This is a genomic window from Gemmata sp., from assembly GCF_051859125.1.
Taxonomy (GTDB): domain Bacteria; phylum Planctomycetota; class Planctomycetia; order Gemmatales; family Gemmataceae; genus Gemmata.
This window is the reverse complement of record NZ_JBHYGG010000190.1, coordinates 43,877-67,080: the sequence shown is the minus strand read 5'-3', so window position 1 is coordinate 67,080 and position 23,204 is coordinate 43,877. Positions and strand designations below refer to the sequence as shown.

Sequence of the window (23,204 nt, the reverse complement as noted above, 5' to 3'; positions counted from 1 at the left end):
GGGACCAGGGGTTTGCCCGAAGCGGGCCGCACCCCTGGCTACCGTCGGCCGCCGCCCTGCGGCTGCGACCCTCTGCCCACTTTTGTCTTCACTGCCCACTGCCCACTGCCCACTCACCTACTTCCGCGTGACGAAGTCGAAGATCGACTTGTGGAGCGGGTCGTCGAGCTGGACGAGGTTGATGACGATGCTGATGTGGCTCCGGTCCTTGCACACGAGCAGGTCGCACGGGTTGGCGGCCTTCCGCAGCGCCGCGTCCATGTCCTTGGCCATCGCGTCGAGGTGGTCGTAATCGTTGTCCGCGTACGCGATCAGGAACGGCGGGTGCTTGCCCGCGACGTGCGCGATCGGGGACGCCCTCAGGCACGCCGCCTCGTCCCGGCCGAACGCCTCCAGGAACACCTTCTCGTTGTGGTAGATCTTGTACACCCCGCTGATCGAGATGACGCCCTTGATCTCGCCCGGCGCGTGCTTCACCGCCTTCAGGTGCGCCGGGTCGGTCGCCAGGAGCGAGACCAGGTGCCCGCCGGCCGAGTGCCCGCACACGAACAACTGCTCCGCGTTCCCACCGTACTTGCCGATGTTCTCGGCGGTCCACGCGAACGCGGCCGCCACGTCCTCGACGTGCGCCGGGTGCTGGACCTTGGGCGAGAGCCGGTAGTTGCAGATCACGACGCCGACCCCGCGGGCCGCGAACGACTCGCCGATCCCCGCGTACAGCGCCTTGTCGCCCCACTTCCACGCGCCGCCGTGGACGAACAGCACGACCGGGAAGTCCGTCTTCCCGCTGGGGGTGTACACGTCGAGGCGGTGCCGCTCCCTGTCGGCCCCGGGGCCGGTGCGGTACGCGACGTCGCGGTGCCGGTCGACCGCGTACCCGACCGGCCGCGGGGCCGGGGCCTCTTCGGCGGCCTGGGCGGCCCGCGGGTTGCCGAACAGCCCGGCCGAGACGAGCAGGCCGAGCAGTGCGTAGGGGTTGGAGGAGTTGAGAGCGCTCATGAAAACGTCCGGCGGGACGGGTAGGTTTTGAGAGGTCATGTCCATTATACCCCCGGCCCGCCGCGGACCGGTACGCCAATCGGGCGGCGGTCTGATCGGGGACCCAGGCTGGGTTTTGGAGAGGCTGTTGGACGGGATAAAGGTGGTTGCCCCTCACCCGCCGCGAAGCGCGGCGACCTCTCCCCGTAGGAACGGGGCGAGGTGTTGCGTCGGGGCTTTTTCGTAGCGAATCGGGCCGGTGAGCGAAGAGCTGAACCGGCGCGCCCCACCTCGCCCCGTTCCTACGGGGCGAGGTCGCGACGAGTCTTCGAGTCGCGGGTGAGGGGGTGTTGGCTCGACCGGCTTCGGACGGGTTCGCGCAACCGGTGTACCGCACGCCGCGCTCACGCCTCGACCTTCGACCCCAGGAGCTTCAGGAACGCCCGGAGCCACGCCGGGTGCGCCGGCCAGGCGGGCGCGGTGACGAGGTTGCCGTCGGTGTGGGCGCCGTCGATCGGCACGTCGGCCAGCGTGCCCCCGCACAGCCCGACGTCCGGGCCGACCGCGGGGTACGCGCTGCACGTCCGCCCCTTCAGCACGCCGGCCGCCGCCAGGAGTTGCGGGCCGTGGCAGATCGCCGCGACCGGCTTGTTCGCCGCGAAGAAGTGCCGCACCACGTCGAGCACCTTCGGGTTCAACCGCAGGTACTCTGGGGCGCGGCCGCCGGGGATCACCAGCGCGTCATAGGTTTCGGCCCTCACCTCGTCGAACGTCGCCGTGAGCGCGAAGTTGTGGCCGGGCTTCTCGCTGTACGTCTGGTCGCCCTCGAAGTCGTGGACCGCCGTGCGGACCGTCTCGCCGGCCCTCTTGCCGGGGCACACGGCGTGGACCGTGTGGCCCACGAGCGCGAGTACCTGGAACGGCACCATCGCCTCGTAGTCCTCGACGAAGTCGCCGACGAGCATCAGGACGCGCTGTGCGGGCATGGGTGGTTACCGGCGGAAGGGTGAACTCAGATCGCTTCGGACCAGGGGTTTGCTCGAAGACTCGCCGCACCCCTGGCTACCATCTGCCGTCGCTCCGCGACTCAGAACCAGAAGCCAGCCCCGGAGAGGCGACCGAGGGGTAGCCAGGGGTGCGGTGCCGGCTCTGCGGCACAAACCCCTGGTCCCCGGCGCACCACCCACCGGCGGGTTCGCGACAACCGTTCGCCTACTTCTTGCGCTTCTTCTTCTTGTCGCGGCGGTCGTCGCGGCGCGGCTGGTTCGGGCCGCCGTCGCCGTCGCCGGCGCCGCCCCCCGGCGCGCCGCGGTCGTTGCGGATCTGCCGCTTCGACTGCTCGTCGGCCTGTCGCTGCATCTCCTCCATCTTCTTCTGGAGCGAGTCCCGCAGCCGGCCGAGCATCCCGGGGGCCTTCGGCGGAGAGCCGGGTGTGGCCTGGCCGTTCGGCGACCCGGGCTTCGGCGGCAGACCGGCGGTGGGGCCGGTGTCGGGCGGCGCGTTCGGGTCCACCTTGGTGATGAACTTCCGCTCCGCGATCCCCCAGACGGTGCCGATGATGAAGTACAGCGCGAGGCCGGCCGCGAACTTGTAGAAGAGCAGCGGCATGATGAACATCATGATCTTCATGGTCATGCGCTGCTGCTTCGCCTGGTCGTCGATCGGCGGCGGGAGCATGGCGAGCTGCTGGCCGATCATCAGCATCACCGCCAGGATCGGCAGGATGTTGAAGTACGGCCCCATGTAGAGCGTGCCGCCGATGTTGTCCGGGGTACTCAGGTACGGGATCTTCTCGCCCCACCACACGGCCATGTCCGGGGCCGCGAGGTTGTCGACCCACAGGAAGTGGTCGAGCCGGAAGAACACGCTCTCCTGGAGGCAGAAGTACAGCCCCATCATGATCGGCATCTGGGCGAACAGCAGCAGGCACCCGCCCATCGCGGCGAGCGGGTTCACCCCGTTGGCCATCATGAGCTGCATCTTGGCCCGGTTGTACCCGTTGAAGTCGTCCCCGTACTTCTTCTTCATCTCCTCCAGTTGCGGGGCCAGCCGCTTCTGCACCTGCATCATCTTCACGTTCATCTTCGTCTGCTTCTTGCTGGGCACGAGCAGCACGAGCCGGACGATGACGGTGAGGCACACGATGCACAGCGCCCAGTTCGGCACGACCGTGTGGATCGCCGCGAGGAGCCAGTGCATCAGGTTCGTGAACATGATGACGAGGTCGGTCCAGTAGATCGCGCTGGCGAACGACCCGAGCCACGTCGGGGACTGGTAGTCGGTGACGGTCCGCAGCCCGAGCCGGTCCTGGTACCGGTCCACGAGCGGCTGCTCGACGGCCCGGTTCCCCTCCATGAGCCCGAGGAGCTTCACCTTCGCCGGGCCGTTGTAGATGACGTAGCTGTGGACGACGGCCGGCTCGCCCGGGGCGAGGTCGATCACGTCGGACGCGGCCCGCACGGTCACGTCGTCGAAGTACGGGACGTTGCGGTCGGCCTTCTTGTCGAACGGCAGCTCGGTAGTCGCCCGGACGTAGGCCCACGGGTTCTTCGCCGCGCCCTCGGCGGTGTCGTCGATTGCGACCGCGGACGCGAAGTACTGGGTGGCGACGGCCATGTACTTGAACGTGTTCTCGCCCTTGGGCACGGGCTCGCCGCCGCGCTTGGCCGCGACCTCGGTGGCCGGCTCGTACTGCCGCCGCGGCGCGCCCTTGCGGTCGTTCCAGCCGATCAGCGCCGTGCGGAACGTGTTCGTGTACCACTCGCCCTCGATCGGCAGCCCGCGGGGGCCGGAGAGCTGGTACCGCAGCGGGTGCTTGCCCTTCGCCCCGCCCGGGAGCCGCTCGATCTCGACGCGGAGGCTGATGTGGTAGTCCTTCGGCCCCAGCGTGTACGTCTTGCGGAACTTGAAGAAGTGCGGCTCGCCGAGTTCGGCCTCGAACACGACCTTGTGGTCGCCGCCCTCGGGGTGCTCCTCCGAAACGACCTTCCAGGCCATCTCGCCGAGCTTCGTGTCGGGGGTCTTCTCGTCGGGCGTGGGGTAGTGGAAGATCGCATACGACGGTTCGGCGAGGCGCGTGCCGGCGGGCACCGGGCCGGGTTGCAGGTCGGGCGTCGGGTAGCTGTCGGCGAGGTCCGGCTCGCGGACGCGGGCGGCGCGCAGGATCGCCGGCTCGTACCGCTCGGCGTCGTCCGGCCCGAGGACGCGGGCGAGTTCGACGGCGACCGCGTCCCACGTCCTGAAGTCCTTGCCCTTCAGCTCTTCGAGCTTGCCGAGGACGGTCGGCGGCACGCCGGAGACGGCGAGCGCCGCGAAGCTGGGCTCGGGGAGCGAGAACCGGCCGCGGACCCGGGGCACGCCGGGGACGAGGTACAGCGGGGTGCCCTTGACCTCGCGGCCGAGGCGGTCGGCCTCGTCGAACCGCGGGAGCACGATCTGCTGGACGCCGCCGCCGCGGGTGCTCAGGAGCACCTGGTTGTAGAACGTGCCGTCGCCCATGCGGATGAGCGTGGGGCGCTCGCGGGGCGTCGGCTTCGGCGGTTCGGTGACGCGGACCTCGGGCGGCTTCGGGGCCTTCGGGTCGGTACTCGCCGCGGCCGCGCCGGCGACGGCGGCGGTGGCCGCCTGCTTCTCGTCGCGCGCCTTCTGCTCGGCGGCCCGCTTCTCCACCTCTTCGGGGGTGAGTTCGGGCTCGTCCGTCTTGGCCGCGGGCGGCTTGGGCGGGGCGAGCCAGTTCTTCTCGGCGTAGATCCAGAAGTAGTAGAACCCGACCGACAGGCCCGCGAAGATCAGGACGTTCAGGACATTATTGCGCATTGCGGCGGCCGTTCGTGCGTGCGGCGGTAATTGGGGCAACGGGTATCTTATGCGAGAGGCGTCGAGCGTCTCTGATTGGTGGCGCGAGCCGCCAACGTCTACGGGGCGAACCCTGAGCGCCAGCGAGGGGGTGGGGCGCACCCCCTCGCTGGCGCTCAGGGTCGCCGGGCACCGGCCGCCCCCGGGGAACTCGAAAGCCCGCGGACGCGGTGTCCGTGGGCTCCAGGTGATTCGCTCAGGAAAGTTGGGAATTGGAGGTCGGGGATTGGAAATCGGGGGCTGCCACCGGGCGGCCGTGCCTTCCAATCTCCGACCTCCGATCCCCAACCACCAAACCTACCGCCCCTCGCCGAGGCGGTCGCCGAGGAAGTTGTCGAGGTCGGGGATGTCGTAGATCTTCTCGCGGGTCTTCTGCCAGTCGTACTCGACGCGGCGGAACTTGATGGTGTCGTTGTCGAGGACGACGTAGCAGGACCGCCAGTTGCCGTCGCGGGGCTGGCCGACGCTGCCGACGTTGCACAGGGTCTTGCGGCCGTCGAGTTTGTAGACGAACTCGATCTCGTCGGGGCTCATGAACTGCATGCTGTCGGTGAACACGCCGGGGACGTGGGTGTGCCCCTGGAAGCAGTACCGCTCGACGAGGGCGAAGATCCGCTCCATCTTCCGCTGGTTGTACACGTCCTCGGGGAACACGTACTCGTTGAGCGGGTTGCGGGCGCTGCCGTGGACGAACAGGTACCCGTTCTCGCGGTGGCTGCGGGGCCGCTCGGCGAGGAACTCCCACCGCTTCTCGCGGACCGGCCGGGGCTCGCCGGACGACTCGAGTTGCTGGCGGGTCCAGAAGATCGCCTGCTCGGCCGACTTGTTGAACCCGTCCGGGTCGAACATCGCGCCCTGGTCGTGGTTCCCGAGGATGACGAGCTTGCACTCCATCACCAGGTCGACGCACTCGCGGGGGTTCGGCCCGTACCCGACGATGTCGCCCAGGCAGTAGATGTCGGAGATGCCCTGCGACCTGATGTCGGCCAGCACGGCCTGGAGCGCCTCCAGGTTGCCGTGGATGTCGCTGATGATCGCCTTCACGCCGGGAGTCTCACAAGAACGTCACGGGGCCGACGACGCGGCGGGGATGATTCAATCCCTAACTATATCTCACGGACCGGGGTGGGTAAACAGTGGAACCGGGGTGATTGGGAAATGCCCGGGTGCGGATGGGAGCGGGGAGTGGGGAGTGGGCAGACAGGAATCGGGCACGGGCACGGAGAGAAGGCGGGGAGGCACGGGGCACCCGATGTCGCCGCGGATGCGGCGACCGATGGTAGCCAGGGGTGGAGCGAGTCCTCGAGCGCAACCCCTGGTCCCCGGCGTTCCGCGTCGCCCGCCAGGGGTTTGCCCGAAGCGGGCCGCACCCCTGGCTACCCTCGGTCGCCCCTCTGGGGCTACAGCTTCTTGCGTCGTGCCGGCCCCCCGCTTAGGCTCGGTTGCGTGCGGAGCAGACGAATTCCACATCCGATCACGGAGGACTTCCAAGTGATGCCGCTGGTGCGTGACGGCTCGTTCCTCCGCTCCGTTGAGCAGGCGCCCTGCCCTCTCCTCGGGGCCGAGGTTCCGGTCGCGGTGTACACAGATGGGGCGGAGGTGCAGCCTGACCAACTGTGGGCAATCGCCGGGTTCCTGGGCATCCCTGCCAGCAAGCGAGACGACCTCACCGAGCGGTTGTTCGACGACTACCGCGCGGTCCGCGACGCGACCGGTGAGGGGCCGGAGATAGACGGTCCGGAGCGGGTATGGGAGTTCGTCCGGTGGACGACGATCCTCGTGCCGCTACAAGGGCCGAATGGAAGCCGGTTCGTGTTCGTCCAGGGCGATCCGGCGTGGGAGGAAGAGCACGGCGTGGAGTTACTGTTCAGGGACGAGAGACTGGTCCGACTGGACCGCGCGTCGGGGGCCTTCTTGAGTACGTGCTTCTGGTCTTGGACGTGAGCGAATCCGGCCGAACCCGCTCGCCGCTCCCCAGTAACTTCGCCTCAGTCCATCAGGAACGGGTTCGTCTTCTTCTCGTGGCCGACGGTGGTGACCGGGCCGTGGCCGGGGTAGACCACGGTGTCGGGGGGCAGCGGCCACAGCACCCGCTCGATCCCGGCACGCAGCAGCGGGAAGCTCCCGCCCGGGAAGTCGGTGCGGCCCACGCTCCCGCGGAACAGCACGTCGCCGCCCAGCACCACCAGCGGCTTCATCTCGCGCACCAGATAGACGACGTGCCCCGGCGAGTGGCCCGGGATGTCGAACACCTCCAGCTCGATCCCGGCGGCGGTAAACTTGTCGCCCTCGTTCACCAGGTGGTCGGCCGGCGGGCTGGTGACGCTGAACCCGAACGCGGCGCTCATGTTCACGACCGGGTCGGTGAGGAACGCGGCGTCGCGGGTGCCGATGTAAATGGGTGCGTCGGGGAAGGCCCGCTTCAGGTCGGTGTTGCCGGCGATGTGGTCGACGTGCCCGTGGGTGCAGACAATCGCGGCGAGCGTCAGGCCGTTGTCGGCGAGCGCCTCGCGGATCAGGTCCGGCTCGAACCCGGGGTCGATGACGAGCGCCTCGGTCCCGCCCTCGCGCCACAGGACGTACGAGTTCTCGGCGAACGGGGCTGACTCGATGGTGAGAATCTGGATGGCCATGCGGCCAGTTTACGAACCGCGGGGCGGGGCTGTCTCTGTTGAGCCACGGGGCTCGCCCCCGTGGTGGCGGCGCTCAGGGTTCGCCCTGCCCAGAGCCACGGGGGTGAACCCGTGGCTCGACAGGTGCGCGTCACGGCTTCTTGATCTCGACCAGTTCCATCTTGGTTGTGCTGGCCAGCGACCCGGTGGTGGTGCTCTCCATCTTGACCATTATCCCGGGAACGTCGGTGGCGGTCCACATCTTCGACTCGATGGTCACCCCGCCGGCCTCGGTCTTGTACTTGTACCACTTCGCCTTCACCTCGGTCCCCGAGATCTTGACCGTCTCGGTCCCCTCCTCGACGGTGCCCGGCGGCTTGCCCCCGGTGAAGTCCTCCTTCTTCACGCCCTTGGGCACCGCGACCGTCTTGGTCACGTCGCGCTTCAGCGCCGGCTGCTTGAACTCCATCCCGTTCGCCTTGAGGGCCGTCACCGTCTCGATCACGAGCTTGTCGGCCCCGACCTCGACGAGGGTGCTGACCATCGTCGTCTCGGACGTGGTGCCGGCCGCCGACGAGGTGACCTTGAGCGTCGCCGCCGTCCCCTTGGGGAACTTCGACCAGCTCGCGAACTCGGGGTTCTCGACCGTGTCCTGGGCCGCCGCCGCGCCGGCCCACAGGGCCACCACCGCGACCGCAAACGCCTGATTCCGCATAGCAACCTTCTCCACCTGGGTGAACGGGTACCGATCCGACCACCCACACGCGGGCCGGCCGGCTGGTGTGACCGGGCCGGGATGTTAGGCCGCCACGCCCTGGCAGAACAATACGGATTCGGCGGCCGAGGACAGAGGACAGAGGACAGAGGACAGAGGACAGGAAGACGGGAAGACGGGAAGACGGGGAAGACAATCGGGCACGGGCACGGGCACGCACGCGGGCACGGACCAGGACCGGAGCGCGCGGCCGGCCCCGGGTCTTCCCGTCCGTGCCCCTGCCCCAGCCCGTGCCCGTGCCCGATTCTCGCTTTCTGGCTTCTGCCCACTGCCCACTGCCCACTGCCCACTGCCCACTTCGAGTGGCACACCCGAGCCCGCCGGCGCGTGCCGGGTCGGTGTGCGGGCGGCCGGTGGCGGCATATAACGGGCTGGGATCGCGTCCCCTGTCGCACGCCCCAGTCGGGCCGCCGGAGTTGCCGATGAAGATTCACGAGTACCAGGCCAAGGAGCTGCTCGCCGCCGCGGGCGCGACCGTCCCGCGGCACATCGTCGCCACCACGCCCGACGAGGCCGCGGCCGCGTTCGAGCAGCTCGGCGGCACCGGCGCGATGGTCAAGGCGCAGGTCCACGCCGGGGGCCGCGGGGCCGGGCAGCTCAAGGGGTACGCCGACAAGCTCGGCGGGGTCAAGTTCTGCCCCACCAAGGAGAAGGCCCGGGCCGTCGCCGCCGCGATGCTCGCCCACCCGCTCGTCACCAAGCAGACCGGCCCCGAGGGCCAGCCGATCAAGACCCTGATCGTCCAGGCCGACGCCGAGCCGGCCAAGGAGTTCTACGTCGCCGTCGTCCTCGACCGGGCGTCGGGCGTGCCGATCCTCATGGCCAGCGCCGAGGGCGGCATGGACATCGAGGAGGTCGCGCACCACCACCCCGAGAAGATCCTCAAGGTCGCCATCTCGCCCGAAACGGGGCTGCTCCCGTTCCAGGCCCGCCGCGTCGCCTACGACCTCGGGTTCACCGGCGAGCAGGTCGGCAAGGCCGAGAAGATCATGATGGCGCTGTCGAAGGTGTTCCTCGACAAGGACGCGAGCCTCGCCGAGATCAACCCGCTGGCCGTCACCAAGTCGGGCGACGTGGTGGTGCTCGACGCGAAGATCGACTTCGACGACAACGCCCTGTTCCGGCACAAGGACGTCGAGGCGCTCCGCGACCTGAGCGAGGAGAACCCGGCCGAGGTGCGGGCCGCCAGGGCGGCGCTGAACTTCATCCAGCTCGACGGCAACATCGGGTGCCTGGTCAACGGGGCCGGGCTCGCGATGGGCACCATGGACATCGTGAAGTACCACGGGGGCAACCCGGCGAACTTCCTCGACGTGGGCGGCGGCGTGACCGCCGAGGGCGCCATCGAGGCGTTCCGCATCATCCTGTCGGACCCCAAGGTGAAGGGCATCCTGGTCAACGTGTTCGGCGGCATCGCGAGTTGCGCGACGATCGCCAACGCGCTGGTCAAGGCCGGCAAGGAGGTCGGGTTCAAGATCCCCGTTGTGGTGCGGTTGGAAGGCAACGAGGTCGAGAAGGCCCGGGAGATCCTGAAGGCCGCGGCCGCCGACCTGCCGACCCTCAAGACCGCGACCGACCTGACCGCCGCCGCCAAGCTGATCGTCGAACTGAGCAAGTGACCGAGACCCGCCACGGGGCCGGGGGTGCGTTCGCGGGCGAGTCGGTGCCGCGGTCGCGTCCCCGGCCCCGGTCACTCTCCCCGGCCGGCCCCCGGCCGCCGCACCCCCGAACACCTGACCCCTCTACTCCGGACGGAGCCCGAACCCATGACCACCCGATCGTTCCGCCCGCTCGCCGCACTCGCGCTGGCGGCCGGCCTGTGCCTCGCGCTGCCCGCGTGCAACAAGAAGAAGCCCGGGACCGACAGGGCCGAGCAGAAGGACAAGAAGGACGGCACGACCCCGAACCCGGTCGCCAACACGAACCCGGCCCCCGAGGTGAAGGCCCCCGAGCGGGTCGACACGAAGGCCGGCGTCGGTAAGGACGCGGTGGACTTCCTCACCGCGGTCGGGGCCGGGACCGCCAAGGCCGGCCAGCTCTCGTCGGGGTTCGTGAAGCTCGTCGGCCTGCCGGTCGAGTTCGAGAGCGACAAGGCGAAGGGGTTCAGCGGCGACGCGGCCGAGGCGTGGCTCCGCCGGGTCGGGTCGAAGCTCACCGGCATGGGGCCGATGTCCGAGTCGTCGCAGGCCGGCGACGTGGCCGTGTTCCGCGGCAACTTCACCGGGGGGGCGTACTTCCTCCGAATGGTGCGCGAGGGCGGCGCGTGGAGGGCCGACTGGCTGTCGTTGTCGTCGGTGCCCGCGACCGGCCCGGCGGCCGCGGGCGGGGCCGACCCGCTGCTCCAGGCGTTCGCGGCCACGGCGGTCGCCGCGGCGATGTGCGACAGGGACGCGCTGTCGCCCGAGCAGCGGACCGCGACGGTGGCCGCGGGGCTGACGCCGGCACTGCGGGCGTCGCTGGCCCCGCCGTTCGACGGCGACAAGGCGCACGGGTTCGACCACAGCCCGGCGCAACTCGGACTGAAGCTGTCGGCGATCGGCGGCGGGGCCGAGGCGGTGTCGGTGACGCCGGCGGGGGACGGGTTCAAGGTGGAGGTGACGAAGGCCGGCGGCGCGAAGGCGGCCTACCTGTTGAAGCTGGCGAAGGGGCCGACCGCGGGCCAGTGGCTCGTCGAGAGCATCACCCCGCAGTGACCGCGCCCGGGAGTGTTCGCACGGCTGGTGCCGGCCCAGGTCTTCAAAACCTGTGGGGGGTGTGAACAACGCCCCCAGTCGGTTCGATTCCGATACACTCCCGCTCGATGTGAGCCGCTACTGTCGAGCCGCCCGCGGAGGCCCCGGAACGTGCTTGCGTTCCCGGGCCCGCGGGCGACAATTCACACCATCCTCTCCGCGCCGTGGTCCGCACCCCAGGTCCCGTCATGCCCCGCTGGTTGCTGCTCGCGGCGCTGCTCGCCGCGCCCGTCCCCGCACTCACCCTGGCGCAGACTCTGCCCCCGGCCCCGAAGCCGGACTCGGCCGCCGAACTCGCCGGGTACATCAAGGCGAACTACACGAAGTACGAGTTCCGCGTCCCCATGCGCGACGGCGTGCGGCTGTTCACCAGCGTGTTCGTCCCGAAGGACGACTCGAAGACGTACCCGATGATGCTGACCCGCACGCCGTACAGTTGCGCCCCCTACGGCGTGGACAAGTACCCCGAGACGCTCCGCCCCGGCGAGCGGTACGTCAAGAGCGGGTACATCTTCGTGACCCAGGACGTCCGCGGGCGGTGGATGTCGGGCGGCGAGTTCGTCAACGTGCGGCCGCACAACCCGAACAAGAAGGACGGGGAGACGGACGAGAGCAGCGACACGTTCGACACCATCGAGTGGCTGCTCAAGAACGTGAAGGGGCACAACGGGAACGTCGGGCAGACGGGCATCTCGTACCCGGGGTTCTACACCGTCGCCGGCATGGTCGACGCGCACCCGGCGCTCAAGGCCTCATCCCCGCAAGCGCCGGTCATGGACTGGTTCGTCGGCGACGACTGGCACCACAACGGGTGCCTGTTCCTCCCGCACGTGTTCAACTTCATGCCGCGGTTCGGCAAGCCGCGGCCGGAGCCGACGACCAAGTACCCGTACCTGCCGTTCGAGCACGGCACCCCCGACGGGTACAAGTTCTTCCTCGACCTCGGGCCGATCAGGAACGCCGACGCGAAGTTCTTCAAGGGCGACGTCGCGTTCTGGAAGGAGGTGTTCGAGCACCCGAACTACGACGCCTTCTGGAAGGCCCGGAACCTGCGGCAGCACGTCAAGAACGTCAAGCCGGCGGTGCTGACGGTCGGCGGGTGGTTCGACGCCGAGAACCTGTTCGGCGCGCTCGAGACGTTCAAGGCCGCCGAGGCGCACAACCCGCCGGCGCACAACCACCTCGTCATGGGACCGTGGGTCCACGGCGGGTGGAGCCGGCAGGACGGCGACAAGCTCGGCGACGTGTCGTTCCACGCCAGGACCGCCGAGTTCTACCGCGAGAAGATCGAGTTCCCGTTCTTCGAGTTCCACCTGAAGGGCACGGGCGACGGCAAGCTCCCCAAGGCGTGGGTGTTCGAGACCGGCACGAACGTCTGGCGGAAGTTCGACGCCTGGCCGCCGAAGGCTGCGGATCCAAACGCGTACAAGTTTCTGGGAGGCGGGAAGCTCCTTGCCCCGAGCCCGGTCAACGTCTCGAACGGGGTCTTCGATCCGGGGTACGACGAGTTCGTCTCCGACCCGGCGAAGCCGGTGCCGTTCCTCGGCAAGACGGTCATCGGCATGGCGCAGGAGTACATGACGGCCGACCAGCGGTTCGCGGCGTCGCGGCCCGACGTGCTCGTGTACCAGACGCCCGTGCTGGAGACCGACCTGACCGTCGCGGGGCCGGTCGAGGTCGAGCTGTACGTCTCCACCACGGGCACCGACGCCGACTGGGTCGTGAAGCTCATCGACGTGTACCCCGACGACTTCCCGGACCCGAAGCCGAACCCGACCGAGGTGAAGATGGGCGGGTACCAGCAACTCGTTCGCGGCGAGCCGTTCCGCGGGAAGTACCGCAACTCGTTCGAGAAGCCGGAGCCGTTCAAGCCCGGCGAGGTCACGAAGGTGAAGTTCACCATGCCCGACACGCTCCACTGCTTCCGCTCGGGGCACCGGCTCATGGTGCAGGTGCAATCGACGTGGTTCCCGCTCGTTGACCGCAACCCGCAGACGTTCTGCGACATCTACGCGTGCGACGAGGCCGCCTTCAAGAAGCAGACGCACCGCGTCTACCACGACAAGGAGCACCCGTCGCGGGTGACGGTGCGGGTGCTGAAGTGAGGCGAGCGGGGGGCGTGAGCCCCCCGAGGTCTTCCGAGCTCCCGACCTCGGGGGGCTCACGCTCCCCCGCTCGCCAAGAACGCGATTCGACCGTAAGACAACTCCGCCCCCGGAGCCGCCCAATGGACCTCAAGACGTACATCCGCGACGTGCCGGACTTCCCGAAGCCGGGGGTGATGTTCAAGGACATCACCCCGCTGCTGCTGGACCCCGGCGCGTTCGCGTACTCGGTCGCCCGGCTCGCCGGGCACTACGCCACGGAGCGGCTCGACCTGATCGCCGCGGCCGAGGCCCGGGGGTTCCTGTTCGCCGCGCCGATGGCGCTCGAGCTCCGCAAGGGGCTGGTCCCGCTCCGCAAGCCGGGCAAGCTCCCGTACAAGACCCGGAGCCACAAGTACGACCTGGAGTACGGGTCGGCCGAGTTGCACGTCCACGAGGACGCGGTCCGGCCCGGGGCGCGGGTGCTGATGGTGGACGACGTCCTCGCCACCGGGGGCACGATGGCCGCGGCGTGCGAGCTGGTCGAGCGGGCCGGCGGCGTGGTCGTCGGGTGCGCGTTCCTGATCGAGTTGTCGTTCCTCAACGGCCGGGCCCCGCTCCGGGGCCGGGACTGCTTCAGCCTGCTCACCTACTGACGAGACACCGATGTCCGGCTACCCCGACGGCGGCTACGACTCCCCCCGCCCGCCCTCCGCGCAGGAACTGGCCGCGGCCCGGTCCGCGGTCGCCGCGCCGGCCGTGTTCCTGATCCTCAACGCGGTCCTGGGCCTCGCCATTACGGCGGCCCTGTCGGTCCCGATGGTGTTCCAGCCGGACATGATCCCGCGGGTCGTCCGCGACCTGCTCGCGCAACAGCCCCCGAGCCCGCAGAAGGCCGAGCAGGAGAAGCAGATCGAGGAGCTGGAGAACGCGATCAACGCGAACCGCGAGGCCTACGTCCGGCAGAACGCGATCCAGCTCGCGGTCCCGGCCGCGCTGAACGTGTTCGTGTTCGCAGGGGCGGTCCTGATGCGGGGGCTGTCGGCCTACACCGTGTGCGTCATCGCCGCGGTCGTCGCCATCGTCCCGGGGTTCTCCGGGTGCCTGTGTACGAACATGCCGTTCGGCATCTGGGCGCTGGTCGTTCTGGTCCGCCCCGACGTGAAGGCCGCGTTCGCGGCCCGGCGGCTGCCGCCCGCGGACCCCGACGCGCAGTACCTCCGGTGACCCGCCCCCAACCACCGACCCCCAACCCACACACCGACGATGCTAGACTTCGACAAGGCCGGCGGGCTCGTCACCGCGGTCGCCCAGGACGCGGACACCGGCGAGGTGCTGATGCTCGCGTGGATGAACCGCGAGGCGTTCGAGGAGACCGTGCGCACCAACCGGGCCGTGTACTTCAGCCGGAGCCGGAACAGGCTGTGGCGCAAGGGCGAGGAGAGCGGGAACGTGCAGGAGGTGGTCGGCGTGTACGTCGACTGCGACGCCGACGCGGTGCTGCTGAAGGTGAAGCAGGTCGGCGGGGCCGCGTGCCACGAGGGGTACAAGAGCTGCTTCTTCCGCAAGCTCGACGCCGGCGAGCTGACCGCCGTCGGCGAGCGGGTGTTCGACCCGAAGAAGGTGTACGGCCGCTGACCCGTCGGGAAGTGCGGAGTGCGGAATTCGGAACGCGGAATCAATGGCGGGGACGAAAGGGGCAGGCGATCGGGTCGAGGTTCGTGTGGTTACTCCTTACCTGAACCGCACACCAGCCCGCCTGAACCGCCAGCCCCGTGCTCAACGAAACGGCCGCGGGGTTCACCCGCGGCCGTTTGCTTCACTCCGAACTCCGCGCTCCGCACTCCAAGATCACGGCCGGAACCCGAACCCGTTGGGCGAGAGGCTGTTGTCCTGCGCGAGCTGGATCGACCACGGGGCGGTGAACCCGCGGTTCTTGCGGATCAGCTTGGCGCGGTTCTTCTGGATCGCCTCCAGGTACTTCACGATCGTGTCCTCGGTGCCGGCGTTCGCGCCGAGCAGGGCCACGCCGCTGAGCGCCCCGCCGCCCTTCACCTCGAACTTCTGGGTCTGCTCCAGCTTCCCGAGCGGGGACCCGGCCGGGGGCACGGCGACCAGCACCTCGTCGGTGATGAAGTTGGCCCCGCTCTTCCCCTTGTCGTCCTTCGTGGCGTACAGGCTCAGCATCGGGTTGTTGTCCCGGAGCTTGGGCGTGAGCTTGACCCAGTTCTTGACCAGCACCTCGGGCACCGAGGTCGGGCGGGCCGGGGACAGCCAGATCGCGCCGGAGATGTCGCCGCCGCCGAGTTCGTTCGGCAGGCCGCCGGCGAGCGGCTGCGGGACGTAGCGGTACGTCGGGAACCCGCCGATGCCCGGGAACGCGAGCTGGTTCGGGGTCGGGGCGAACGCGGGCCGGTTCCACTCGGTCGTCATCCACGCGAGCCCCAGGGTCGCGGCGATGTCGGACCCGATCAGGTAGACCGAGCTGGTGTTCAGGTCGCCCGCGTCGTTCTTCGTGTCCAGGTGGTGCCGGGCCGCGGCCAGGTCGAGCAGGTACGTCGGGGCGTACCCGACGGGGTTGTTGAAGTCGGCGAACGTGAGGGTGTTCTTGATCTTCTTGGTCCCGGCGACCGGGGCCCCCTTGATGTACTTGGCGGTGTGCCACGGGCCGCTGAACGGGTTCGGCGCGAACTGGGCGCCCGGCCCCGGGATGTTCCAGAACCGCTCGGGGTCCTTGATCTCGGTGCTCTTCCCGTGGCCCCGCCAGTCGAACTGGAGCACGTTGTACCCCTCCTTGGCCAGCCGCGCGGCCAGCCCCTTCCAGTCGCCCTTGGCCATCGTGTTGTCCTTCCCCGGGGGGTACAAGAGGATCACGACCGGGTCCGTGCCCGGGGTCTTTTCCGACTTCGTGAACAGGGCACGGAGCTGGACCCCGTCCGGGGTGAGGAACGTCTCTTCGACCGGGGCGGCCACCTGGGCCAGGGCCCGCGGGGGCTCGGTCGTGAGGGCCAGTGCGGCGATCGCGCCGAAGAGGAGGGGGGCCGCCAGCCAGCGTCGCATGACAGATCCTCGGGACGGGAGGGAGCCTGAGAGGGGAACGTTTCTGGATGATACGCCGTTGGCAACGGCCGTGCCAGAGAGTTGCGCCGGCTTTCACGGCCCGGCGCGGCGGCCCCGGCGGAACAGTTTCCCCCGCTTGTCCAGCCCCCGCACGGCCCGCGGCCGCGGCGCCCGGGGGCCGGTCAGTGGCCCTCCTTGACGAGGTTCCGGTTCCACTTCGGGACCACGACCACGACGTCGGCCGAGCCGTCCGGGACGCACTGGCAACTGAGCCGCGACTCGGGGGTGACGGCCGGGGCCTGGTCGAGTTCGTCCTCCTCGTCCTCGCTCGCCGGCGAGCACGCCTTCGCCCCGTCGCGAACGTAAACGTGGCAGGTCGAGCACGCGCACACGCCGCCGCACGAGTGGTTGATCTCGACGCCGGCCTCCTCGGCGATGGCGAGCAGCGAGCCGTCGAGCCCGATGTGCCCGTAGGGGAACGCGGCCGGGTCCATCACGTAGGTCTTCGAGGAGCCGGTCTCCTCGTCGACGAACGTGACCGTGAACGGCTTGTCGGGCCGGTTGAGGGGCACCTTGCGGATGTACGGGTTGACGCCGCCCATTAGGGTTCCTGCGGTTGGTGGAGCGATCCGCAGGTATTGTACGGCGACGGGGGGTGAGGGGCGGGCCGGCAGGAGAGGGGAAAGCCAATCGGGCACGGGCACGCACGCGGGCACGGAGGAGACTGGCAGCCCGGACGCGCCGTGCCGGTCTCAGCACGGGTGGGCCATCGCGCGTCAGGTCTTGACCGTGCCCGCGTGCGTGCCCGTGCCTTGTTTTTTGTCTTCGCCTTTCCCCCTGCTGCCGTCTGCGCTCACGGCCGCGGGGCGGGCAGCGGCACAGCGCCCGGAAAGGTCAGTTCGTTCTTGATGTAAGCGACGCCGGGGGTGAGGCGGACCATGCCCTCGACGAGCCGGGCCTCGCGGGCGTCGCGGACGGCGCCGCGGAGGACGACGTTGTTGTCGGCGGTGGTGAGCACCTGAACCCCGGCGGGGTTCGAGAGCGTGCCGAGCGACCGCTGGACCATCGCGGAGAGGTCGGACTGGAGCTGCGGGGCGGCGACGGACGGGGCGCTGAAGTCGGCGACCGCGGCGTAGGTGAGCTGCACCGGCATCGGCACCATGACGCCGTAGTTGCTGCTGGCCGCGGTCCCGCCGAGCCCGCCCCCCGCACGGCCACCGGCCCCGGTCGCCCGGCTCGTGGTCGCCATTCCGCCGCCGGCCCCGAGGTTGGTGCGGTTGGTGCCGCGTGCGCCGCTGCCGCCGGTCCCCATGAGGATCTGACCGAACCCGCCCGGGGCCTGGTTCACCTGCGAGCTGATGAGACCCTGGTAGTACGGGTTGGCGTAGTACCCGGACAGGAAGTTGGTCGGGTCGAGCGAGCTGGTGTTCTGGCCGGACGGCGGCGCCAGGGTCGGGGCCGGTTGCATCGTCTGGAGCTGGGCACCGCCGAGGTCGCCCCCGAGCGAGCCCCCGCCGCCGGCACCCCCGCCGCCCCCGGTCCCACCACCGAGGCCGCCGGCCAGCCCGCCGGTGCCGCCGAGGCTCCCGAGCGAGCCCCCGCCGCCGGTCGTGACCGACCCCTGCTGGGCGGCCGCGGCCGATGCGGACGCGACAACGGCGGCCACGGCCCAGACGAGGCGGTTCAGGTATCGCACGGCACGACTCCGGTTCGGGAACTGCGCGGGCGGGCGCGTCTCTTCCTCAAGTATCGACCGTGCGGGCGGCGCGGTCCAGAGAAGTGCGGGGAGAAATTGATGAGAGCCGCGGCCCCGGGTCGCCGCGTGCCGCTCACGGCCGCGGCTCGTCCCCGTCCAGTCGCAAGCGGGCGGCGGTCGCGGGGTCGGCGGGGCGGTACACGCGCTCGCGGGGCGTCTCGAGCGCTCGCACGCCGGCGGACTTCAGGCGCTCGCGCTGCTCGGCGACGAAGTCGGAGAGGTCAATCACTTCCACTAACTCGCGGCGGCCGAACGCTTCCAGTACGTCGCCGCGGAGACCCAACTGGATCGCCCGCCGGTCGAGTTTCGCGCCGGACGGGTGGTGGTCCGGGTCCCACTGCAACCGCACCGCCGACCGGCCGACGGCCCGCGACCACTCCTCTTGCGTGGCGAACTGCTCCCGGTCCCACGACGACGGCACGGCCGCCGCGAGGAGCGAGTCGAAGAACGTGCGGCGGACGCGGAGGGCGAGCGTGACCTCCTGGTTCTCCTTGGTGCCCCACCCGGAGCGGTACATCATCCAGAGGAAGTTCGGCTTCACCCAGCTCATGCGGTCGTAGCTGAAGTCGCCGCCGAACGTGCCGTGCGCGGCCGCGTGCCGCCCAATGGCCGGTGCGTACGCCTGGTAGACGATGACGGTGTCGTCGTCGAACTGCGCGAGGACGTGCCGCCCCTGCCTGGGCCACACCGCGACCTGCTCCGTGTACGGCTCGGTGAGTAGGGGCATCGCGGGCACTCAGAACGAGTAGCGGAACGGGGTCGCGTAGTTGAGAACATCCTTCGTGGTTCCCCCTCACCCGCCGCGAAGCGCGGCGACCTCGCCCCGTAGGAACGGGGCGAGGTGGGGGCGGCTGGCCTCCGCCGGAGCAACCCCACCCGCGGCGCTGGTGAGAAGCCCGGTGAGCCCCACCTCGCCCCGTTCCTACGGGGAGAGGTCGCGACGAGTCTTCGAGTCGCGGGTGAGGGGGGCCACATGAACCGCGCACCAATCACGCGAGCCCACCTGTTTCACGCTCGGTTCATCGCTCACTTCCGCGGGAGCAGTTCGGGCAGGTTCGCGATGCGGACGACGGCGACGCTCAGGACCTGTGCGCCCTGGACGAGGTTCGGCCCCTTGGCCTTGTCGAACGTGTCGCTCTGCGTGTGGTGCGTCAGCCGGTACTCGTCGATGTCTTGCAGGCACGCGAACCCGGGCACGCCCGCGGTGTGGAACGACAGGTGGTCGGTGCCGCCCATGCCCCGCATGTCCAGCCCCTTCCACCCGTCCACCTTCGTCAGCGCCTCCAACTGCGGTTCGAGCACCTCGCGGACGGCGGTGCGGCCGTGCAGCCCGAACCCGTGGACCTTCCCCGTGCCCGTGTCGTGGACCAGCGCCGCCGAGTGCCGCACGAGTTCGTCCTTGTGCCGCTCGCAGTACTTCTTCGACCCGTGCAGCCCCTGCTCCTCTCCGGTGAACAGCACGAACCGGATCGTGCGCCGCGGCCGCTCTCCAGCTTTGGCCAACGCCGCCACAGTGCGCGCGATCTCCAGGACCACGCAGCTTCCGGTCGCGTTGTCGGTCGTGCCGCTCGCGAGCTCCCACGAGTCGAGGTGCGCGCCGACCACGACGAACTCGTCGGGCTTGTCGCTGCCGGTGACCTCGCCGATCGTGTTGTAGACCGTGACCGGCCCCGGGATGAACGTGTTGCTGATCTCGACCTCCACCTTCGTCGTGGAATCGGGCCGGCTCGCGAGGCGGTGCAACAGTGCGTAGTGCTCGTGCGCCATGAATACCCGCGGGAGCCGCGCCTCGGCCGCGGCCCGGTCGGTCGGCCAGCTCCCGGTGGTGACGAGTAGCCCGTGCGGCTTCGCGGCGTCCACGCACACGCACGCCGCCCCCTCGGCCTTCAGGAACTCGGTGACCGCCTCCAGCCCCGGCTGCCGCAGGTCGGCGCTGGCGGGCGCCGGCTCGGCCTTTTGGTCGGCGCTGCTCTTCGTGTTGGGGAGCTTGGGCTCGTCCTTCTTCGGCTGACCGGCCGACGGGCCGGCCGGTGCGGGGTAGTTGAGGTCGGAAATCGGCTTCACCTCCTTGGGGGCCGACAGCAGCACCGTCGCGTTCTTGAGCTTGCCGCGGTGGGCGTCGAGGTCGGCCTTGGTGCGTGCGGTCAGCACGACGACCTTGCCGGTCTTCTTGCCCCCGGTGCCGGGGGTCCACCCGAACGACGCGATGGCGAGGTCGCGGCCGTTGTCGGGGTCGACGAGCCTCATGGTCGCCTTGCCCCGCTCCCAGCCGACCGGGATCTCCCACGGCTCGAGCCGGACGTTTTCGAGGCCGTACGCCTTCATCTTCTCGGCGGTCCAGTTGTTGGCGCGTTCGAGGTTCTTCGACCCGGTGAGCCGCGGGCCGATCACGTCGGACATGTACTGGAGGTTCTTCATCACCTCCGACCGTTCCTTGACCTCGGCGAGCAGCAGCGCGTCGATCGCGGCGGGGGAACTGCGGGGCGCGGGGGCGAGTTCGGCAGACCGGGTCGGGGTGGGCGACAGTGCGAGCGCGAGGCCGAGGAACGCGGCGGCAGCGAAGGCGGGACGCGGCATGTGGTGCGGCTCCGGGCGGGTCCGTGGTGCGGGTGGCAGCAGCAGAATCACCCATTGTGAACCGCCGCCCGGCCGAGAACAACGGCCCGAGAGATGAAAACTGAGCGCCTTGATTTGGGCGAGCGGGGGACTCACGTCCCCCGCTCGCCAAATCCAGCGTCACGCGCCTCGCGGCCGGCCGATTCGGCTCGCGGCGCGGCGGGCGGGTTGGTATTCTCCCGGCCGCCCGACGGACCCGCCGGAAGGCCGCCGATGCTCGGTCCCGCACTCGCACTACTCGCGTTCGTCGGTTCGCTCGCGGACCTGCCCCCCGGGGCCGTGCTCCGCCTCGGCGACCTGCGGTTCCGCGCGCCCGGCGAGGTGCGGAACCTGCGGTTCACCCCCGACGGCGCGACGCTCGCCGGCTGGGTCGCGCGGCCCGACGGCACGGTGCGGCCCGTCGCGTGGGACGCGGCCACCGGGTTCCCCCGCGACAACCCGTTCCCCCCGCCGCCGGAACTCGGGGCCGGGGCGGTCCCGAGCGTGCGCGTCGGCGGCACTCGTATGCTGACCGCTGGGCCGGGCACCGCGGGCCGCGTGTGGGACGCCGCGACCGGCCGCCAGCTCGCACAACTCGCCGGGCACTCCGGCCGGGTGACCGCCGTGGCGGGTTCGCCCGACGGCTCGCGCCTCGCCACTGCCAGCGCAACCGGGCTCGTGCGCGTCTGGGACGGCGAGACGTTCCGCGCCGCGTCCGAGCCCCGCGGGCACCTCGCCCCCGTGTGCGCGATCCGCGTCGCCCCCGACGGCTCGCGCGCCGCGACGGTCGGCGAAGACGGCACGATCCGCGTCTGGAGCCTCACGACCGGCCGCGAACTCCGCGGGTTCCGCCACCCCGGGCCGGTCGAGTTCACGCCGGACAGCACGGCCGTAGTCCTCGCCACGGAAGTCGGGCACGTGCGCGTGTGGGACGTGGTCGCGGGCCTGGAACGGGTGCCCGACACGCCCCCGCCGCCGCCCGTGCCGACGGACGCCGAGCGGCTCGCGTGGTGCGGGGTGACACTCGCGTTCTCGCCGACCGGGGCCGCGTTCGCAGTGGGGTACGCCGACGGGACCGTCGCGCTGTTCGAGCGGCACACGCAGGGGTTCCGCCGCGAACTCCGGGGCCACGGGTCGGCGTGTCGGGCGCTGGCGTTCACCCCGGACGGCGAGCGGCTGCTGACCGCGGGCGGGGACCACACCGTGCTCGTGTGGGACGTGCGACCGCAAGCGGTCCCGCTCTCGCGGGCCGTGCGACAGGAGACGAGCGCCGCGAAGCTGTGGGCGACGATGTGTACTGGCCCCGCGCCGGACGCCTACCTCGCGATGGCCCGGCTCGCGGTCGAACCGGACGCGGCGGTCGCGACCGCCCGGGTGCGGGTCCGCGCCGCCGACGCGCCGGACTCGACCCCCGCCGCCCGCCTCGCCGACTCACGCGCCGTCGAACTGCTGGAAGCGCTCGGCACGGCCGAGGCCCGCGCGTTCCTGGCGTACCTCGCCGGGGGGCACGCGGCCGCGTGGCGCACGCAGGAGGCCCGCCGCGCCCTGGAGCGGGTGCGGCGGTGATGCGCCCGCAAAGTGCCCGGGGTTGAAACCCCGGGCTATGTCCGGTGACCCCTTCGGGGTCCGAAACCGATGTGACCCCAACGGGGTCACCGAGCATAGCCCGGGGTTTCAACCCCGGGTTGTGAGCGCTGAGCACGCCGCCCCCACAGCACTTCACGCGCCCTTCGCGGGTTCTTCACACAGCGGGCTTACAACGAACCGTGCCGCGGGGCGCACCCGCACCCGGATTCGCCGGTACACTGGCGGTATGGGGCCGACGGAGCGGCCGGCCGGTGCCGCTCTCCCACTGAGGACCACATGAGCCCGACGGCCACGCTGCCCGCCGCCCCACTCCCCACGAGGGACGCTTCCATGGCCCAGCCTCGCATTCTGATCGTCGAGGACGAACGGGGGCTCACGCAGTCCCTGTCGTGGTACTTCAACAAGGAAGGGTACGAGACGCACGTCGCCGAGACCGGCACCGAGGGGCTCCGCAAGGCCCAGACGATCCTCCCGGACGTGGTGCTGCTCGACATCATGCTCCCGGGGATGAACGGGCTCGACGTGTGCCGCGAGCTGCGGGCCGGGGAGCGGACCCGCGAGATCCCGATCATCATGCTCACGGCCAAGTCGGAGGAGACCGACCAGGTCGTCGGGTACTCGCTCGGGGCCGACGACTACGTCCCCAAGCCGTTCAACAACAAGGTGCTGCTGGCCAAGGTGAAGGCGCTCCTGCGGCGGGTCCAGGGGTCCGGCGAGCCCGGCGACGTGGCCGAGTACCACGGGGTCAAGATCGACCGCATCCGCCACCGCGTCACCTTCCAGGGCGAGACTCTGGACCTGACCCCGACCGAGTTCCGCCTGCTCGAAACGCTGGTCCGCCAGCCGGGCCGCGCGTTCAGCCGGCACCAGCTCATGGACTCGGCCATCGGCGAGGGGTCGATCGTGCTGGAGCGGACCATCGACGTCCACATCAAGACGCTCCGGCAGAAGCTCGTCCAGGCCGGCGGCGAGGGCGAACTGATCGAGACCGTCCGCGGCGTCGGGTACCGGTTCCGCGAGGACGAGGCCGACGGGAAGTGACGATGTTGAGGGCGGTCCCGGCGACACGAGTGCGCCAGGAACCGTGGCGAGCCGGGGGCGGGGGGCGCCCCGGGTGTAGTGTGGCGGCGCCCCCCCGGGGCGGGCGGGGCCCCCGCGGGCCGGCGCCGG

General features: G+C 70.3%; 20 protein-coding genes and 1 tRNA gene. 10 read left to right on the top strand and 11 right to left on the bottom strand.

Annotated elements, in window-relative coordinates; all coding sequences use genetic code 11:
* Positions 1-117 precede the first annotated feature (117 nt).
* The 4 genes from ACTIGN_RS16785 to ACTIGN_RS16770 form a co-directional block, all read right to left on the bottom strand.
* On the bottom strand, positions 118-999 hold the full coding sequence (locus ACTIGN_RS16785; protein ID WP_439625855.1) for an alpha/beta hydrolase: 882 nt from the start codon (positions 997-999) through the stop codon (positions 118-120).
* A gap of 383 nt (positions 1,000-1,382) precedes the next feature.
* Positions 1,383-1,964: a DJ-1/PfpI family protein gene (locus ACTIGN_RS16780; protein ID WP_439625853.1), complete on the bottom strand. Its 582-nt coding sequence runs from the start codon at positions 1,962-1,964 to the stop codon at positions 1,383-1,385.
* A gap of 226 nt (positions 1,965-2,190) precedes the next feature.
* Positions 2,191-4,794, bottom strand: coding sequence for a YidC/Oxa1 family insertase periplasmic-domain containing protein (locus tag ACTIGN_RS16775; protein ID WP_439625851.1), 2,604 nt, complete (start codon positions 4,792-4,794; stop codon positions 2,191-2,193).
* A gap of 336 nt (positions 4,795-5,130) precedes the next feature.
* Positions 5,131-5,877 (bottom strand): metallophosphoesterase family protein, encoded by a 747-nt coding sequence (locus tag ACTIGN_RS16770; protein ID WP_439625849.1) that lies wholly within the window; start codon positions 5,875-5,877, stop codon positions 5,131-5,133.
* Positions 5,878-6,327: 450 nt separating this feature from the next.
* On the opposite strand from ACTIGN_RS16770, the gene ACTIGN_RS16765 reads away from it, so the two are divergent.
* Positions 6,328-6,777, top strand: a complete 450-nt coding sequence (locus tag ACTIGN_RS16765) for a DUF6985 domain-containing protein (protein WP_439625857.1) — start codon at positions 6,328-6,330, stop codon at positions 6,775-6,777.
* 44 nt (positions 6,778-6,821) lie between these two features.
* On the opposite strand, the gene ACTIGN_RS16760 is transcribed toward ACTIGN_RS16765, so the two are convergent.
* Positions 6,822-7,466, bottom strand: coding sequence for an MBL fold metallo-hydrolase (locus ACTIGN_RS16760; RefSeq protein WP_439625847.1), 645 nt, complete (start codon positions 7,464-7,466; stop codon positions 6,822-6,824).
* 130 nt (positions 7,467-7,596) lie between these two features.
* On the bottom strand, positions 7,597-8,160 hold the full coding sequence (locus tag ACTIGN_RS16755; protein WP_439625846.1) for a hypothetical protein: 564 nt from the start codon (positions 8,158-8,160) through the stop codon (positions 7,597-7,599).
* Between the two features lie 482 nt (positions 8,161-8,642).
* On the opposite strand from ACTIGN_RS16755, the gene sucC reads away from it, so the two are divergent.
* The 7 genes from sucC to hisI all read left to right on the top strand — a co-directional run bounded on the left by sucC (position 8,643) and on the right by hisI (position 14,674).
* On the top strand, positions 8,643-9,839 hold the full coding sequence (gene sucC, locus ACTIGN_RS16750; protein ID WP_439625844.1) for an ADP-forming succinate--CoA ligase subunit beta: 1,197 nt from the start codon (positions 8,643-8,645) through the stop codon (positions 9,837-9,839).
* 147 nt (positions 9,840-9,986) lie between these two features.
* Positions 9,987-10,913, top strand: a complete 927-nt coding sequence (locus tag ACTIGN_RS16745) for a hypothetical protein (protein ID WP_439625842.1) — start codon at positions 9,987-9,989, stop codon at positions 10,911-10,913.
* Positions 10,914-10,921: 8 nt separating this feature from the next.
* Positions 10,922-11,016: transfer RNA gene (locus ACTIGN_RS16740), tRNA-Sec, on the top strand.
* Between the two features lie 124 nt (positions 11,017-11,140).
* Positions 11,141-13,057 (top strand): CocE/NonD family hydrolase, encoded by a 1,917-nt coding sequence (locus ACTIGN_RS16735; RefSeq protein WP_439625841.1) that lies wholly within the window; start codon positions 11,141-11,143, stop codon positions 13,055-13,057.
* A gap of 122 nt (positions 13,058-13,179) precedes the next feature.
* Positions 13,180-13,692: an adenine phosphoribosyltransferase gene (locus tag ACTIGN_RS16730; protein WP_439625839.1), complete on the top strand. Its 513-nt coding sequence runs from the start codon at positions 13,180-13,182 to the stop codon at positions 13,690-13,692.
* Positions 13,693-13,702: 10 nt separating this feature from the next.
* Positions 13,703-14,263, top strand: a complete 561-nt coding sequence (locus ACTIGN_RS16725) for a hypothetical protein (protein ID WP_439625837.1) — start codon at positions 13,703-13,705, stop codon at positions 14,261-14,263.
* Positions 14,264-14,302: 39 nt separating this feature from the next.
* Positions 14,303-14,674 carry a phosphoribosyl-AMP cyclohydrolase gene (hisI, locus tag ACTIGN_RS16720; protein ID WP_439625835.1) on the top strand — a complete coding sequence of 124 codons (372 nt, stop codon included), beginning with the start codon at positions 14,303-14,305 and terminating at the stop codon, positions 14,672-14,674.
* 213 nt (positions 14,675-14,887) lie between these two features.
* On the opposite strand, the gene ACTIGN_RS16715 is transcribed toward hisI, so the two are convergent.
* The 5 genes from ACTIGN_RS16715 to ACTIGN_RS16695 form a co-directional block, all read right to left on the bottom strand.
* On the bottom strand, positions 14,888-16,096 hold the full coding sequence (locus ACTIGN_RS16715) for a hypothetical protein (protein ID WP_439625833.1): 1,209 nt from the start codon (positions 16,094-16,096) through the stop codon (positions 14,888-14,890).
* A 182-nt stretch (positions 16,097-16,278) separates the two neighbouring features.
* Positions 16,279-16,698, bottom strand: a complete 420-nt coding sequence (locus tag ACTIGN_RS16710) for a 2Fe-2S iron-sulfur cluster-binding protein (protein WP_439625831.1) — start codon at positions 16,696-16,698, stop codon at positions 16,279-16,281.
* A 251-nt stretch (positions 16,699-16,949) separates the two neighbouring features.
* A complete protein-coding gene (locus tag ACTIGN_RS16705; protein WP_439625830.1) occupies positions 16,950-17,792 on the bottom strand; it encodes a BON domain-containing protein in 843 nt (280 codons plus the stop codon).
* A gap of 133 nt (positions 17,793-17,925) precedes the next feature.
* A complete protein-coding gene (locus ACTIGN_RS16700; protein ID WP_439625828.1) occupies positions 17,926-18,579 on the bottom strand; it encodes a DUF4291 domain-containing protein in 654 nt (217 codons plus the stop codon).
* Between the two features lie 299 nt (positions 18,580-18,878).
* Positions 18,879-20,429, bottom strand: coding sequence for a M28 family peptidase (locus tag ACTIGN_RS16695; RefSeq protein ID WP_439625826.1), 1,551 nt, complete (start codon positions 20,427-20,429; stop codon positions 18,879-18,881).
* A gap of 252 nt (positions 20,430-20,681) precedes the next feature.
* On the opposite strand from ACTIGN_RS16695, the gene ACTIGN_RS16690 reads away from it, so the two are divergent.
* Both ACTIGN_RS16690 and ACTIGN_RS16685 read left to right on the top strand, forming a co-directional pair.
* The gene (locus ACTIGN_RS16690) at positions 20,682-22,013 is read left to right on the top strand and encodes a WD40 repeat domain-containing protein (RefSeq protein ID WP_439625824.1); all 1,332 of its coding nucleotides are present in this window, start codon (positions 20,682-20,684) and stop codon (positions 22,011-22,013) included.
* A 351-nt stretch (positions 22,014-22,364) separates the two neighbouring features.
* Entirely contained in the window at positions 22,365-23,075 is a 711-nt protein-coding gene (locus tag ACTIGN_RS16685) for a response regulator (RefSeq protein ID WP_439625822.1), read from the top strand.
* The last annotated feature ends 129 nt before the right edge of the window (positions 23,076-23,204 follow it).